This window comes from Cellulosilyticum lentocellum DSM 5427 (genome assembly GCF_000178835.2).
Lineage (GTDB): Bacteria > Bacillota > Clostridia > Lachnospirales > Cellulosilyticaceae > Cellulosilyticum > Cellulosilyticum lentocellum.
This window is the reverse complement of record NC_015275.1, coordinates 4,498,426-4,513,811: the sequence shown is the minus strand read 5'-3', so window position 1 is coordinate 4,513,811 and position 15,386 is coordinate 4,498,426. Positions and strand designations below refer to the sequence as shown.

The following is a 15,386-nucleotide window of genomic DNA, read 5'->3' as shown; positions in this document are numbered from 1 at the left end:
TAAGTAAAAGTAATACTTAGTAAGCGATTTTTTTATTGCTTTAGACAAGTAGAGGTAAGCATCCTTTCCACTAATTCTTCTATATCCTGATTATATTCTACAATACCGTTTACAATAAGAGAGGCTAGTCCATGTACTTGACTCCACATATTGAGAATCACCATATTAAGCTGCTTTGAATTTGGGAACATAGGCCCTAAATTAGCATATGCTGCCTTATAAAAAGGTACAAAGGGTGAGTCTTCGTTGTAGATAAATTTATCATCTTCTAGTCTTAGACTAAGTTTCAGTTCACTTAAAAACATAAACTGATAGGCCTCCTTATTGGTAATCATATATCGAACATAGGCCTTTCCCATAGTAATCATTCCATCTAGGCCTGGATGTATCACTACTACTTGCTCTAAATATTCTCTAAAGTCTTGATTGACTCTATGAGAAATGGCACTGAGCATTTCTTCTTTATTCTTAAAATGTTTATAAGGGGCGGCATGGCTTACACCACACATTGTAGCTACCTTACGAAGTGAAAAATTTTCTACTCCTTCACTATTAAGGAGTAGAAGTCCATTTTTGATAAGTTCTTCTTTTAGTGCCCCGTGATGGTAGTTTTCCTTTTCCATTGTATGTCCTTTCAGTTTAATTTTTTTGTTTATTTAATCTATTATAACAATTAATGTTGACAGTGTAAACTTTCCTTAATATACTGAACATATGTTTACAGTGTCTACATAGAAAAGGAGTTGTTATTATGCGGTTTTCTATTATCTCGGAATATGATCCTACTTGCATGCTCACTCAATCTGCTAATCAATCCATTACCACCTTGTTTGCCACCACACCACCTCTTAAGCATTTTCAGGTAGCTTTTGATACGTTAAAGCCTTGTATAGGTTGTTTCTCTTGTTGGCTAAAGACACCTGGCAGGTGTTGTTTCAAAGACTTAAGCGAAGAAATAAGTGCGCATATGGTTCAAGACGACATGATGATCTTTGTAACCTCTATCCAATATGGCTGTTACAGCCCGGCTATCAAAAAAGTACTAGACCGTTCTATCCCTAATGTTTTACCTTTTTTCACTAAAATAAAGCGTAAAGGTCATCCTATAGAGATCCATCACGCCAAACGCTACAAAAAGACTGCATCCTTTATTATGATTGCCTATAGTGAGTCGATTACCCCTGAAGAAGAAGCTACTTTTAGAGCACTCACCAAAGCTAATGGTGTCAACTTTCATTTGCCTTCGCCTAGGGTTTATATTTGTCGTACAAGGGAGGAGATTGAAGATGCACTATTAGAGGTTAAGAATAAATTAAGCAAGGAGGAACAATATAATGACTAAAGTTGGATTTATTAATGGGAGCCCCAGAGCATCAGGTAGCTTATCACGCATGATGATTGAGACCTTTATTCAAGAGCTTCAGCTTATTCCAGAAAACTATACTATCTGTGATACACGTAAGCAAAGTAGCAAAGCAGATTGCTCCATAGAATACGCTTCTCTTTTAGCGTGTGATATTATCGTAGTTGTTACACCTCTTTATGTAGATTCACTCCCTTCTACACTTCTTCAATTCTTATACGGATTAGAAGAATACCAAGCCACCATTTCTCCTATTCAATCACCTGTTCTATATAGTTTTGTAAATTGTGGATTTATAGATGGTTTTCAAAATTGTATTGCACTCAATATCCTTGAACATTATGCAGAACGCATGAATTGGTCTTATGGTGGAGGTGTGGGTTTAGGAAGTGGAGAAATGTTTAAAGGTATGAAAAATACTATTCCAAAGGAAGCAAAAATGTTAAAACCACTTTACGATGCCATTGATACGTTTATCACTTGTATTGTCACAAAGGCATCTATTCCGACATCAAACAAGCAAATTTTAGTGAACCAAGACTTTTCTCAATCCCTTTTTCTTTTAGCAGGAAGTTTTGGTTGGTTCCCTCAGGCATTTGCTAATAAGGTAGGGCCCATAAGGTTATTTTCTAAGCCCTATAAACTAAAGTAACTCTATTTCTAAAATATATATATTTGCCATCAGTATACTACTAAAAAGCACTGACCATATAATTTATGCCTACATGATGAGTGCTTTTTTTAGAGCTGACTGATAAAAGTAGATGCTAGGACCGGAAGATCTAATTAACATGTTGAGTTGAAGCTACATTACGTTTAGTGAGCAATAGAAAGTTGCTGCTCATTTAGAACTTTATTATAAAGTATTTTAAAGCATAAGAAATGCACCGTTAAAGTAATACCCCAAGATACAGGATAGGAAATATATAAGATGGTTAGTGTTGGCATCAGTTTAAATAGGGTAAAAATCCAAAGAATACGTAAGCCACAAGCACCTAGTAGGGAAACAATCATAGGTAAAACAGAATACCCAAGGCCCCTAATACTACCAACTAATACATCCATAATACCGCACAAGAAGTAGGTGGAGAAGATCACCTTCATTCGAACGATGCCATAATTAATGACTTCTGAATCAGAGGAATAGAGGCGAAGTAAAGGAAACCTAAATATAAAGAATAATAAGCTCATAGCACTGCCGACTACAAAAACACTGATTAAGCAAATACGTAATATAGGTTTAATGCGATCATATTTTTTACCACCGATATTTTGCCCAGTAAAGCTAAGGGCTGTTTGATGAAAGGCATTCATAGAAGTATAGACAAAGCCTTCAAGATTAGTAGTTGCTGCATTTCCGGCCATAGCAATAGCGCCAAAAGAATTAACTGAGGACTGAATGAGCACATTGGAGATAGAGAAAATAGCCCCCTGGAAGCCTGCGGGTAAGCCGATGCGCATAATTTTAAGTAGTACAGTTTTATTGATATGCAGTTTTGAAAGCATTAATTGACAGCCACCAGAAGTACGCATTAAACAGAGTGTAATTAAAAAAGCAGAAATACATTGTGCAATAACAGTAGCAAGTGCTACACCAGCAACACTCATTTTAAAACCAACTACAAATACTAGGTTAAGAAGCGCATTAATGACTCCAGCTATAAGTAAAAAGTAAAGAGGTCTTTTAGTGTCTCCCGTAGCACGTAAAATAGAACTGCCAAAGTTGTATAAAAGCATGGCGGGCATACCAACAAAATAAATTTTCATATATAAAGTAGCCAGTTCTATCACTTCATCGGGTGTTCCCATTAATAGGAGCAGAGGTTTAGCTAAGAGGATTCCAATAAAGCTTAGGAAAAAGCCACAGATTATACTTAGCAAAATAGAAGTATGTAAAGTCTCATGAAGATCTTGGTCATGATGTGCACCATAAGCTTGTGCAATAAGGACATTAGCACCAATAGATAGACCGATAAAAACATTAACGAGTAAGTTAATAAGCGAGGCTGTTGAGCCAACAGCTGCCAATGCTTCCTTACCCGAGTATTGTCCAACAACAATCATATCAATGGCATTAAAGAGTAATTGCAAGATGCCAGAACACATGAGAGGGATGGAGAAAATTAGAATTTTTTTGGTTAGTGGACCATTACACATATCCATTTCATAAGAATTTTTAGTCATAATAAACACCTGAGTTTCTTTTTAGTAATAAGCGTTCTATTGTGTAAACAATATGATAATTATAATGTTATCTATTTATTTTATTATAACAGAAAAGTAGGTTAAGTTAGATAAATTTGTTGATATTTAAATAGAGTAAGAGGTCCCCTTTGGAACGTCTCTTTAATTTACTTTACAAAGGCTAATCTGTGATTTTAAAGCAGATTCAGTTGACACCACAGAAGATGTGTGATAAAATTCAGAAAATTAAAAATAAAAAATGTATGCGCATAAGAAAATGTAAGAATGCTACAAGATATTAAAATTCTAAATGGCAAAGGAAAAGTATAGTGAATAAGTGCAAAAAGTTTTTTCATCTCTATTCTCTTAGTTAAGATAATAAGTATATGGAGAAAACGGTTTTAAGTTTAGCATTGCTTTATATAACACAAAAAGAATAAGTTTGGGGGAGAAGAAATATGATAAAAAGAAAAGATGAGAAAACTATTTCCAGCATCAATAAACAGCCTAGAGTATTGGTTATAACCGGTGTAAATATTATTAATGTGTTAGAGAAAACTATTCATGAGAACAGTACGATTATTTGCAGTTGTGGAAAGATCGATAAAATCGGGTCCGCTGAAACCATATCTATTCCTGAAAATGCAGAAGTCTTAGACCTTTCAGGACGGTATATTCTGCCGGGATTGATTGATGCCCACGTGCATCTGGCTCATCCGGGCGTTGACGATTATGGAAGAATCAATACAGAAACCATGACAAAGAAGCTTCTACGACACTCCCACTTAACGCTAAAATCAGGTGTCACAACAATAAGAAATATGCCTGGTTCATTTGGGTACAATATTCTAAAAATTAGGGACGAAATTAACGAGGGAAAATACATAGGTCCTAGGATTTTAGCAAGCGGCCCTGCTTTATCAGTGCCATATGGCTATTTTAGTATAAAGAGATTTATTCCAGCTCCTCCAGTTTTATTATCATTTTTAAGCCTTATTTTTGGTGTTAAAGGATTATCAGTTGACATTGATGAGCCGCAAGAAGTGTTAGAAATCATTAAAAAGCTGAAGAAGGCCGGTGTGGATTTTATTAAAACCAGCACACCAGGAACATCTTTGTCATTCATTGAAAATGATTCTGAGAGTCGGGAGTTTTATATAAAAAGAAAGGTAGATCCCCGCCTACTGGATGCAAGTATGACTCCGGAGATATTGAAAGCCATTACAGAATCAGCTCATAAAGAAGGATTGAAGGTATCTGCACATTCAATTTGCTTACCTGAAGGTATTAAGCAGGCAGTTGAAGCAGGAGTAGACAGTATAGAGCATACGCCACTGGGGCTGATAGATGAGGCAACATTCAAGCGAATGAAAGAAAATGGAGTATGTTGGGTTCCTACTGCATATTGTTTTATACACTGGTCAGATTTAATAGATAACCCTGACTTATTTAGTAGACAGGAAGTGAAGGAGGCCGTACCAGAACCCTATCATTCCATGGGTAAAAAGGCTATAGAAAAGCAAAGGGAAGCCATAAAATCCGGAACAGATCCGATTTGGGTAAAGTTTTATGATGAGATGCCTAATTATAGGCAAACATATCTTCCTGTTAATCTTGAAAATGCTATTAAAGCTGGAGTGAGAATTGTAGCAGGAGTAGATGCGGGGATGGGAGGTGCAGGATATGTCCCCCATGGGTTCCTGTACAAGGAACTTGAGTTATTTGTGAAGCATGGAATGGATGAATATGAAGCTATTCGAACTGCTACAGTAAATGCTGCCGAACTCTTGGGTGTGGCTGATGAGCTTGGAAGTATAGACATGGGTAAAAAGGCTGATTTAGTTATCCTGAGTGCAAATCCACTAAAGAATATATCTGACTTAAATCAAGTTGAGTTTGTCATAAAAGACGGTAAAATTGTTTACAGTGTTCATGCTGAGTGAACCAATTTTCTTAGTTTAGAAGTTTAAAATCGGGTTATTGTTCTTTACATACAAAGTAGGAATTTATGTGCCTATGCATTTTATATAGTTCTTGCCCATCAATAACCCTAAGGGGAGTCTCCAATTATATCTTATGTTTATTTAAGTATAGTCATATAGATTATATGTAATAGGAAAGCAATAGTTTAGTAAGAAGTATTTTAAAATAAATTGTGCATAGAAAAAAGCGATTACGTGGTTTAACTTACGTAATCGCTTTTTTTCTATGCACAATAAAATGAATCAATTCTTCTTAAATCAATACCGAAGTATCGCCAACGCCTTCCCATTCGTCTCCAACCTGCAAGAGAACGAGGGCCTACAAAAGTAACAAAAGCCCAAAAACCAGGGCCGTTAGTTGGCCAGATGTAAACAAATCGATTAATACAAGGAGAGATGGCACCTGTATCAATTGCAAGTGGTTGAATACCACCACCTAATGATTGAGGAGAACCAGGAGGACCAGGAGGGCCAAAGGAACCAGGAGGGCCAGGAGGACCAGGAGGACCAGGAGGACCAAAGGAACCAGGAGGGCCAGGAGGACCTGGAGGTCTAGGAGGTCCTAGCTTTGTACCTTGACTTTTATTTGGAGTAAAGTTTGGAGGTGAACTTGTTGGAGGTTGCACTCGATGAATGCCTAAACGCTCAAATATATCAGACATTTTTCATAAACTCCCTGAACTTTTCTACTAATAGTTTATTAGAGAAAAAGTAATATTATGACTGGAAATTGAGGAGGATTTATATTGGAAAATAAAAATTGAATTTTCAATCATTTATTGATTTTAAGGTAAAAAGTATAAATGCTCCAAAAGTACATAGTCTAATATAGAAAATCTTGAATCTACTTGAATAGGATGGGATGAAGATGAACACTTTTGAAATAAAAACAAAAGTAAAATTTGGACAAGGTTCACTTGCGTATCTTGAAAACTTAAGAAAAAATCGTGTATTTATTGTGACAGACCCATTTATGGTTAAATCTGGAATGATTAATAAAATTACAGAATACTTATCACCCAATCAACATGAAGTATTTAGTGAAATCGTACCAGACCCACCTATGGAGCTTATTGTAAAAGGAGTGAAAGCAGTAACCTCTTTTAAGCCTGAAGTAATCATTGCTTTAGGGGGAGGTTCAGCTATTGATGCAGCTAAAGCTATTATGGATTTTTCAAGGAAGCTTGGAGAGTTAAAGGAAATGCAGTTTATAGCAATTCCTACGACTAGTGGAACAGGTTCAGAAGTAACCTCGTTTTCTGTTATTACAGATGAGATTAAACATATCAAGTACCCTTTAGTATCAGATGAGTTCTTACCAGATGTAGCTATTTTGGAACCAGAGCTTGTGAAAAGTGTTCCAAGTAGCATTGTAGCTGATACAGGTATGGATGTTTTAACTCATGCCATAGAAGCATATGTATCTACAGCAGCAACAGATTTCTCTGATGCATTAGCTGAAAAAGCAGTAGAGCTAGTTTTTGAGTATTTATTAAAGTCTTATAGAAGTAGTGAAGATATAGAGGCAAAGGAAAAAATGCATAATGCATCTTGTATAGCAGGACTGGCTTTCAATTTAGCTTCATTAGGAATTAATCATGCGATTGCCCATAATATTGGAGGCAAGCTTCATATTCCACATGGTAGAACTAATGCTATATTACTACCTTATGTTATTGAGTTTAATAGTGAAATTGAAGGTTTTAATCCTAATAAATATTCGATAGCAGCTAAAAAGTATGCGCAGTTAGCAAAGTTAGTGGGCATAGAAGGAAGCACAACTAGAATGTTAGTTAAAAATTTTATTCATGCCATTACGAAACTTCAACATGAAATGAAGATGCCTACGCGTCTTCAAGAATGTAAGATCTCTCTAGAGGACATTAACAAGCTTAAACAAGAGATTGCAAAAGGTGCTTTAGAGGACGCATGTATTATAACCAATCCGCGTACTGCCACAGCAGGAGATATTTTAGAGATTATTTATAAGGTAAGTTAGATAACAAGCTAGAGGCGAAAAAGGATGAATGGAGAAAATGAGGTAAAGTATGGCTATAAATATAGAGGATAAACAACGTATTATTCAGGAATTTGTACCTGGCAAACAAATTACATTAGCTCATATTATTGCTAACCCTACCCAAGATATCTATAAGAAGCTAGGCCTTATTACTGAGAAAATCAGTGCTATTGGGATTTTGACTATTACACCTAGCGAAGGAGCTATTATTGCAGCAGATGTAGCGACTAAGGCATCAGATATTGCTATTGGTTTTATAGATCGTTTTAGCGGAGCACTTATTATAAGTGGTGATATTAGTGCTGTAGAAGCTGCACTTAAAGATATTGTAGCTGTACTGAGCAATAATCTAGGATTTACACCCACAGCTATTACGAGGACTTAGGATATGAGCAGAGTTATTTTTATGGGTAGAACAGGTTGTGGCAAGACAACACTATGTCAAAAGCTTGATGAACTAGAGATTAAATACAAAAAGACACAAGCTGTGGAGTTATACAATCATGCCATTGATACGCCAGGAGAATATCTAGAAAACAGAAATTATTATAGTGCCCTTATTATGACAGCAGTAGATGCAGAGATTATTGCTTTAATAGGAGACCCTACAGCAGAAGATAACTTTATTCCACCTGCTTTTGCTTGTTCATTTGCAAAGGAACTTATCGGTATTATAACGAAGGTTAACTTAGTAACAGATGAGTCACAAATTCAGAAGGTAGAAGAAAGTCTTAAAGCAGCAGGAGTAAGTAAAATTTTCAAGGTAGATACAGTAGATGACATAGGAATAGAAGCATTATTTACTTATCTAGAGAAATTTTTAAGTCCTAAAAAATAGTATAGGGTAGATAACCTAAGTAGTTTAGGAGATTTAGGGGATAAAGATTATTAATGGAGGAAGTGAGGGAATGAGAGAAGAGCTTTTAAGTGTAGGGATTGATATTGGAACCAGCACAACACAGCTTATATTTTCAAAGCTTATTATTGAGAATATGGCTTCTAGCTACACGGTACCGAGAATTGTTATTGTAGATAAAGAAATTATTTATAAAAGTCCCATTTACTTTACACCCCTAGTTTCTTTAAAAGAAATTGATGGACCTAAGGTGAGAGAAATCATCGAAAAGGAATATAAGAATGCGGGTGTAGATAAAAAGGACATTGATACAGGAGCCGTTATTATTACAGGTGAAACAGCTAGGAAACAAAATGCAGAAGAAGTATTAACGACTTTAAGTGGATTTGCTGGAGACTTTGTAGTAGCGACAGCAGGTCCGGATTTAGAAAGTATTATATCAGGCAAGGGTGCAGGCGCTCATATTTACTCAAAAGAAAATAGTACAACCGTTGTTAATATTGATATTGGAGGGGGAACCAGTAATCTGGCGGTCTTTAAAAGAGGAGATGTAAAAGATACTGGTTGTTTAGATATAGGGGGCAGATTAATAAAAGTAGATACTAATTCTAAAAGGATGACATATATTGCACCTAAATTAGAAACACTAGTGAAGAAATACCATTTAGGGTTAGAGGTAGGAACTATAGTGACAAAGGATAATCTTAGGCCCATTATAGACATAATGGTTAGAGTATTAATGCAAAGCGTTGGATTAGTGCCCATAGATGAAGACTTTAAGTTAATGGTGACTAATAAAAGTATTCTTTTAGATAACCCTATGGAGTGTATATCTTTTTCAGGAGGTGTAGCAGACTATATTTACTATGATGAGAAAGAGCGAGGACCCATAAGAGATTATTTTGAGTATGGGGATATAGGTATCCTACTAGGAGAAGCTATTAGGGGGTCTGAGTTATGCAGTAAATTAAAGGTTGTAAAAAGTACAGAGACTATCAGGGCAACAGTAGTTGGTGCAGGAACACATACTACAGAAATAAGTGGCAGTACTATTACCTACACAAAAAATGCCTTTCCTATTAAGAATTTGCCTATTCTAAAAATGGCTTATGAGGATGAAAATAGTGGTGCTATTGCATTAGCAGAGGCCGTTAAGAAGAAATTAGAATGGTTTAAATTAGAAGGTGACCTTCAGAGGGTAGCCATTGCTATAGAAGGAAAAGAAAATCCTAGTTTCAAGGAAGTACAAGCATACGCAGATGGACTAGTAGAAGGTATGCAGGAACTGATTGAAAGGGAATTACCTCTCATTTTAATTGTAGAGAAGGATATGGCAAAGGTATTAGGACAGACCATGTACAACAAACTAAGTTTCAAGAAAGATGTAATCTGCTTAGATAGTGTCAAGCTAGATAATGGTGATTACATTGATATAGGCAATCCTATTGCAGAAGGCACAGTGCTTCCTGTGGTTGTTAAAACATTAGTATTTAATTGAAAGGAGTACCTTTATGATTTTAAAAACTCAATTATTTGGACACACCTATGAGTTCAAATCACTTAAAGAGGTAATGGCAAAAGCCAATGAAGAAAAGTCAGGAGATAAATTAGCAGGTCTTGCAGCAAGTAGTGCAGAAGAAAGAGTAGCTGCAAAGGTGGTATTAGCTAATGTTACTTTAGAAGACCTTAGAAATAATCCAGCAGTACCTTATGAACTTGATGAGGTGACTCGTATTATTCAAGATGATGTGAATCAAAAGATTTATAACGAATTTAAGCATATGACAGTAGCAGAATTTAGAGAGTGGATTCTTGATGAAAAAACCACAGGTGCTGATATTCGCAGGGCATCTAGAGGGATTACTTCAGAAATAGTAGCTGCTGTAGCTAAACTCATGTCTAATATGGACCTTATTTATGGAGCAAGTAAAATTCGCATAACTGCTCACTGTAATACAACTATTGGAGAACCAGGAACACTTTCTTCAAGGCTTCAACCTAACCATCCAACAGATGACCCTGATGGTATTATGGCTTCTTTATTAGAAGGTTTAACCTATGGGGCTGGAGATGCACTACTTGGACTTAATCCAGTAGATGATTCTACAGAAAGTGTTGTGCGTGTACTCAAACGTTTTGAGGAAATCAAACAAAAGTTTAAAATCCCAACTCAAACCTGTGTACTTGCCCATGTTACTACTCAAATGGATGCTATTCGTAAAGGTGCACCAACAGACCTAATTTTCCAATCTATTGCTGGTTCAGAAAAGGGAAATGAAGCTTTTGGGTTTAATGCAGCAACCATAGAAGAAGCAAGACAGCTTGCTTTATCTGAAGGAACTGCAGAAGGACCTAACGTGATGTATTTTGAAACTGGACAAGGCTCAGAACTTTCCTCAGAAGCACATCATGATACAGACCAAGTAACGATGGAAGCAAGATGCTACGGCTTTGCTAAACGCTTTCAACCTTTCATTGTTAATACTGTAGTAGGTTTTATCGGGCCAGAATATCTATATGATGGTCGCCAAGTAAGTCGTGCAGGACTTGAAGACCACTTTATGGGAAAACTAACAGGCGTATCTATGGGTTGTGATGCATGTTATACCAACCATATGAAAGCCGACCAAAACTCTATTGAAGATTTATCTGTTTTATTAACAACTGCAGGCTGCAACTATTTTATGGGTATTCCTCATGGTGATGACGTTATGCTTAATTACCAAACAACAGGTTTCCATGAAACAGCAGCACTTAGAGAAATGTTCGGACTCACAGCTATTAAGCCTTTCCATGAATGGCTAGTTAAGATGGGCTTTGTTGATGAAAGAGGCCGTTTAACTGAAAGAGCCGGAGACGCATCAATACTATTCTAGGATAAGGAGGCAAAATGATGAACGAACAAGATTTAAGAAAAATGGTAGAACAACTAGTAGAACAAATGGTTGGAAAAGATACTAATGAAGTAGGTAGCAGTGTGACTATCCCAACCACACCAGCTGCATCAGTTGTACAAGCAGCAAGTAGTGAAACAAAAACAACTACTATTGATCCTAATGGATGTATCCCTGACATTACTAAGATTGATATTAAGAAGCAATTTCTAGTAGAGCATGCAAAGGATAAAGATGGTTATTTAGCAATGAAAGCTAAAACGCCAGCTAGACTAGGTGTAGGTAAAGCGGGTGCAAGATATAAAACAATTACAATGCTACGTGTAAGAGCAGACCATGCTGCTGCCCAAGATGCAGTTTTTAATGATGTATCAGAAGACTTTGTTAAAAAGAATAATTTCGTTTTCGTAAAAACCCTATGTAAAGATAAAGATGAATATTTAACTAGACCTGATTTAGGAAGAAGATTTGGACCAGAGGAGCTAGAGATTATTAAGAAAACCTGTGGGAATAATCCAAAGGTATTAATAGTGGTAGGTGATGGCCTATCTTCTTCAGCTATTGAAGCAAACGTAGAAGATGCTATCCCAGCTATTAAACAAGGTTTACAGATGTATGGCATTACTGTACCAGACATCCTATTTATAAAATATGCCAGAGTTGGAGCTATGGATGCTATTGGCGAGGTAACTGGAGCAGATGTTATTTGTATGTTAGTTGGTGAAAGACCTGGTCTTGTAACTGCTGAATCCATGTCAGCTTATATAGCCTACAAGCCTAAACATGGTTTACCAGAAGCTAAGAGGACGGTTATTTCTAATATACACAAAGGTGGTACCACAGCAGTAGAAGCAGGTGCTCATGCAGCAGAATTAATTAAAACTATGTTAGATAAAAAAGCATCTGGTATCGACTTAAAGTAGAAGGAGGCAGTCATAATGAAAAACGATAAAGTGCGAGCTAATGTACTTGGTGTGCGTGTCATTTCCAATGTTAGTCCAGAGCTTGCAGCAAAATTAGAATTAGGACCAAAGCATAAAAGTATAGGAATCATCACAGCTGACAGTGATGATGTGACGTATACTGCATTAGATGAAGCCACTAAAGATGCAGATGTTGAAGTCGTGTATGCACGTTCTATGTATGCAGGAGCAGGTAATGCTTCTACAAAACTAGCAGGTGAAGTGATTGGTATTATTGGTGGACCAAGCCCAGCAGAGGTAAGAAGTGGTCTTAAAGCTGCTTTAGACTTTTTTGGGTCAGATGCTTGTTTTATAAGTGCTAACGAAGATGATTCTATTGTCTATTATGCGCATACAGTATCTCGTACAGGTTCATATCTGTCTAAGGTAGCAGGTGTTGAAGAAGGGGAGCCACTTGCTTATTTAATTGCTCCTCCAATGGAAGCGATATATGGACTTGATGCTGCAATGAAAGCGGCAGATGTAAAATTAGTGGAATTCTTTGGGCCACCTTCGGAGACAAACTTTGGCGGAGGACTGCTCACAGGAACTCAATCTGCATGTCATGCCGCATGTGCTGCATTTGCTGAAGCTATAAAAGCTGTAGCAGATAACCCAAGGGATTATTAAGATGATGCAAGCACTAGGCCTTATAGAAGTAATCGGATATCCTGCTGCAATAGAAGCAGCGGATGCCGCATTAAAAGCTTCTAATGTTCAACTAAGTGGTGTGTCAAAGGTTGGCAGCGGCATTATGACAGTACAACTTTTTGGAGATGTAGGAGCAATCACAGCAGCAGTACAAGCAGGTGGTGAAGCAGCTGAGAGAATTGGTAAGGTTAGGGCAACTCATGTTATTCCAAGGGTAGATGAAAGCCTGATTGGAAAAGTTATACAATCAAGTACTATCAAAGCTAATAAGAAAAACAGTGAGGAAGGCCGACTAAAACAGCAAGCAGCACCAGATAACTTAGAGTATACAGTGCCTCAGGAGCCGAGTATATTAAGCACAGATACAGATTCAAAATTAGAAGAGAGTACTACTGAAGACATAGTAAGTGCTGAGGACCTTAGTAAAAAAAGTAATACTGAGCTGAGAGCACTTATTAAGGCTTTGGGGATCAATGTGCCTATCAAGCAATTAAAAGAAGCTAAAAAGTCAGAGCTGATTAAGATGATAACTGAGGCTAGAAAATAAACAAACTATAGATGACAACTAAGTAAGGAGGCCCCAATGGAACTAATAGATAAAGACTTACAATCCATTCAAGAGGTTAGAAACCTTTTAATAGAAGCACAAAAAGCGCAAGAGGTATTATCTACCTTTAGTCAATGTCAAATCGATAAGATTGTAAAAGCTATTGCAGATGCAGGAGCTGCCAATGCTGAAAAGTTAGCAAAGATGGCAAATGAAGAAACAGGTTTTGGACGTTGGCAAGATAAAGTAATCAAAAATATCTTTGGATCAAAAGGTATTTATGAAGCTATCAAAGATCAAAAGACAATTGGTATTTTAAGAGACAACAAAGAAGAAAAAATCTTAGATATAGGTGTACCTGTAGGGGTTATTGCAGGGATTGTACCATCTACTAACCCTACTTCTACAATTATGTACAAAACACTTATTTCCATTAAAGCAGGTAGCTGTATTGTTTTTTCTCCACACCCAAGTGCGAGAAACTGTATTAAAGAAACAGTAGATATATTAACAAGAGCAGCAGAAGCAGCAGGTTGTCCAAAAGGAGCAATCTCCACTATTACGCTTCCAACTTTACATGCAACACAAGAGCTTATGAAACATCCTAATACTAAACTGATTTTAGCAACTGGTGGACCGGGTATGGTAAAATCTGCTTATTCTTCAGGAACGCCAGCTATTGGAGTAGGTGCAGGAAATGGACCAGCTTTTATTGATAAAAGTGCAGATGTTAAATTAGCTGTTAAACGCATTATAGATTCCAAGACATTTGATAATGGTACCATTTGTGCTTCAGAACAATCTGTCATCGTTGAAAGATGTATGGAAGAAAAAGTAATTGCTGAGTTTAAAGCTCAAGGTGGCTATTTCTTAGACGAACAAGAAAATAAACAACTAGCCAGGTTTATCCTAAGGGCCAATGGTACAATGAACCCTCAAATTGTAGGAAAGAGTGTAGAACACATTGCTAAACTAGCAGGACTTACTAAAGTACCAAGTGCAGCGCGTGTACTGATTGGAAGGGAAATAAATGTTGGTCATGAATATCCTTATTCAAGAGAAAAGTTAGCACCTATCCTTGCCTTTTATGTAGAAGAAAATGTAGATGCTGTGCTTAAGAAATCACAAGAAATCCTTCATTTAGAAGGAAAAGGACATACTTTCTGTATGCATGCTAATGATGAGGAGCTAGTAAAACATTTTTCACTCCATATTCCAGCATCACGTATTTTAGTTAATACCATGGGTTCATTAGGTGGTGTTGGTGGTACAACTAACTTATTCCCAGCACTTACCTTAGGTTGTGGTGCAGTAGGTGGTAGCTCATCCTCTAATAACATTGGCCCTATGGATCTTATTAATATTAGGCGCGTGGCTTATGGAATAAAGGAAATAGAAACATTGAGACAAGAAGCCGGAGTTGGTTGTTCTTCGTCAAATATTGGTAATAGCTGTTGTGAGAAGAATTTAGTAGATGAAATCGTAAGAAGGATTATGAAAGAGTTAATATAATTAGCGAAAAGTAGAATACTAAGGATGTAGTGTAATAGATGACACTATACTTTATAGGAGGAAAATAAAATGGCAAATACAAATGCATTAGGAATGATTGAAACAAAAGGTTTAGTTGGCGCAATTGAAGCAGCTGATGCAATGGTAAAAGCAGCCAATGTTGCTTTAGTTGGTAAAGAGCAAATTGGAGGTGGCCTTGTAACTGTTATGGTAAGAGGAGATGTGGGTGCTGTAAAAGCAGCTACAGATGCAGGAGCAGCAGCAGCAGAAAGAGTAGGCGAACTCATCTCTGTGCATGTTATTCCAAGACCTCATTCAGAAGTTGACGTTATCTTGCCACATAGTCATGCACAAGCATAAGACGCTCCTATAGGAAGGGTCCTTTAAGGGCAAAAAGAGGATACCTAGAGTTATA

16 protein-coding genes are annotated in these 15,386 nt (G+C 36.8%); 13 read left to right on the top strand and 3 right to left on the bottom strand.

The window, feature by feature from the left end; all coding sequences use genetic code 11:
* Positions 1 to 32: 32 nt before the first annotated feature.
* Entirely contained in the window at positions 33 to 623 is a 591-nt protein-coding gene (locus tag CLOLE_RS20550; protein WP_013659049.1) for a TetR/AcrR family transcriptional regulator, read from the bottom strand.
* 128 nt (positions 624 to 751) lie between these two features.
* Between CLOLE_RS20550 and CLOLE_RS20545 the strand changes: the two genes are divergently transcribed.
* A complete protein-coding gene (locus tag CLOLE_RS20545; protein WP_013659048.1) occupies positions 752 to 1,342 on the top strand; it encodes an NAD(P)H-dependent oxidoreductase in 591 nt (196 codons plus the stop codon).
* Positions 1,335 to 2,015: an NAD(P)H-dependent oxidoreductase gene (locus CLOLE_RS20540; protein ID WP_013659047.1), complete on the top strand. Its 681-nt coding sequence runs from the start codon at positions 1,335 to 1,337 to the stop codon at positions 2,013 to 2,015. Before CLOLE_RS20545 ends, CLOLE_RS20540 begins: the two co-directional genes overlap by 8 nt.
* A gap of 164 nt (positions 2,016 to 2,179) precedes the next feature.
* On the opposite strand, the gene CLOLE_RS20535 is transcribed toward CLOLE_RS20540, so the two are convergent.
* The gene (locus CLOLE_RS20535) at positions 2,180 to 3,547 is read right to left on the bottom strand and encodes an MATE family efflux transporter (protein ID WP_013659046.1); all 1,368 of its coding nucleotides are present in this window, start codon (positions 3,545 to 3,547) and stop codon (positions 2,180 to 2,182) included.
* A 458-nt stretch (positions 3,548 to 4,005) separates the two neighbouring features.
* Here CLOLE_RS20535 and CLOLE_RS20530 point away from each other — a divergent pair, with 458 nt between their 5' ends.
* Positions 4,006 to 5,490: an amidohydrolase family protein gene (locus CLOLE_RS20530; RefSeq protein ID WP_013659045.1), complete on the top strand. Its 1,485-nt coding sequence runs from the start codon at positions 4,006 to 4,008 to the stop codon at positions 5,488 to 5,490.
* Positions 5,491 to 5,753: 263 nt separating this feature from the next.
* Here CLOLE_RS20530 and CLOLE_RS23195 read toward each other — a convergent pair whose 3' ends face one another.
* Positions 5,754 to 6,191, bottom strand: coding sequence for a hypothetical protein (locus tag CLOLE_RS23195; RefSeq protein WP_013659044.1), 438 nt, complete (start codon positions 6,189 to 6,191; stop codon positions 5,754 to 5,756).
* A gap of 206 nt (positions 6,192 to 6,397) precedes the next feature.
* On the opposite strand from CLOLE_RS23195, the gene CLOLE_RS20520 reads away from it, so the two are divergent.
* From CLOLE_RS20520 to eutM, 10 genes are all read left to right on the top strand, one after another.
* Entirely contained in the window at positions 6,398 to 7,528 is a 1,131-nt protein-coding gene (locus CLOLE_RS20520) for a 1-propanol dehydrogenase PduQ (RefSeq protein ID WP_013659043.1), read from the top strand.
* A 49-nt stretch (positions 7,529 to 7,577) separates the two neighbouring features.
* Positions 7,578 to 7,934, top strand: coding sequence for an ethanolamine utilization microcompartment protein EutS (eutS, locus tag CLOLE_RS20515; protein WP_013659042.1), 357 nt, complete (start codon positions 7,578 to 7,580; stop codon positions 7,932 to 7,934).
* 3 nt (positions 7,935 to 7,937) lie between these two features.
* A complete protein-coding gene (locus tag CLOLE_RS20510) occupies positions 7,938 to 8,387 on the top strand; it encodes a EutP/PduV family microcompartment system protein (RefSeq protein ID WP_013659041.1) in 450 nt (149 codons plus the stop codon).
* Between the two features lie 70 nt (positions 8,388 to 8,457).
* Positions 8,458 to 9,903 carry an ethanolamine ammonia-lyase reactivating factor EutA gene (eutA, locus tag CLOLE_RS20505; RefSeq protein WP_013659040.1) on the top strand — a complete coding sequence of 482 codons (1,446 nt, stop codon included), beginning with the start codon at positions 8,458 to 8,460 and terminating at the stop codon, positions 9,901 to 9,903.
* A gap of 13 nt (positions 9,904 to 9,916) precedes the next feature.
* Positions 9,917 to 11,281, top strand: a complete 1,365-nt coding sequence (locus CLOLE_RS20500) for an ethanolamine ammonia-lyase subunit EutB (RefSeq protein WP_013659039.1) — start codon at positions 9,917 to 9,919, stop codon at positions 11,279 to 11,281.
* Positions 11,282 to 11,298: 17 nt separating this feature from the next.
* The gene (eutC, locus tag CLOLE_RS20495; protein ID WP_013659038.1) at positions 11,299 to 12,222 is read left to right on the top strand and encodes an ethanolamine ammonia-lyase subunit EutC; all 924 of its coding nucleotides are present in this window, start codon (positions 11,299 to 11,301) and stop codon (positions 12,220 to 12,222) included.
* Positions 12,223 to 12,237: 15 nt separating this feature from the next.
* Positions 12,238 to 12,891, top strand: a complete 654-nt coding sequence (eutL, locus tag CLOLE_RS20490) for an ethanolamine utilization microcompartment protein EutL (protein WP_013659037.1) — start codon at positions 12,238 to 12,240, stop codon at positions 12,889 to 12,891.
* Position 12,892: 1 nt separating this feature from the next.
* Positions 12,893 to 13,459, top strand: a complete 567-nt coding sequence (locus CLOLE_RS23875; RefSeq protein ID WP_013659036.1) for a BMC domain-containing protein — start codon at positions 12,893 to 12,895, stop codon at positions 13,457 to 13,459.
* A 36-nt stretch (positions 13,460 to 13,495) separates the two neighbouring features.
* A complete protein-coding gene (locus tag CLOLE_RS20480) occupies positions 13,496 to 14,971 on the top strand; it encodes an acetaldehyde dehydrogenase (acetylating) (protein WP_013659035.1) in 1,476 nt (491 codons plus the stop codon).
* Between the two features lie 69 nt (positions 14,972 to 15,040).
* Entirely contained in the window at positions 15,041 to 15,331 is a 291-nt protein-coding gene (gene eutM / locus CLOLE_RS20475; RefSeq protein WP_013659034.1) for an ethanolamine utilization microcompartment protein EutM, read from the top strand.
* The last annotated feature ends 55 nt before the right edge of the window (positions 15,332 to 15,386 follow it).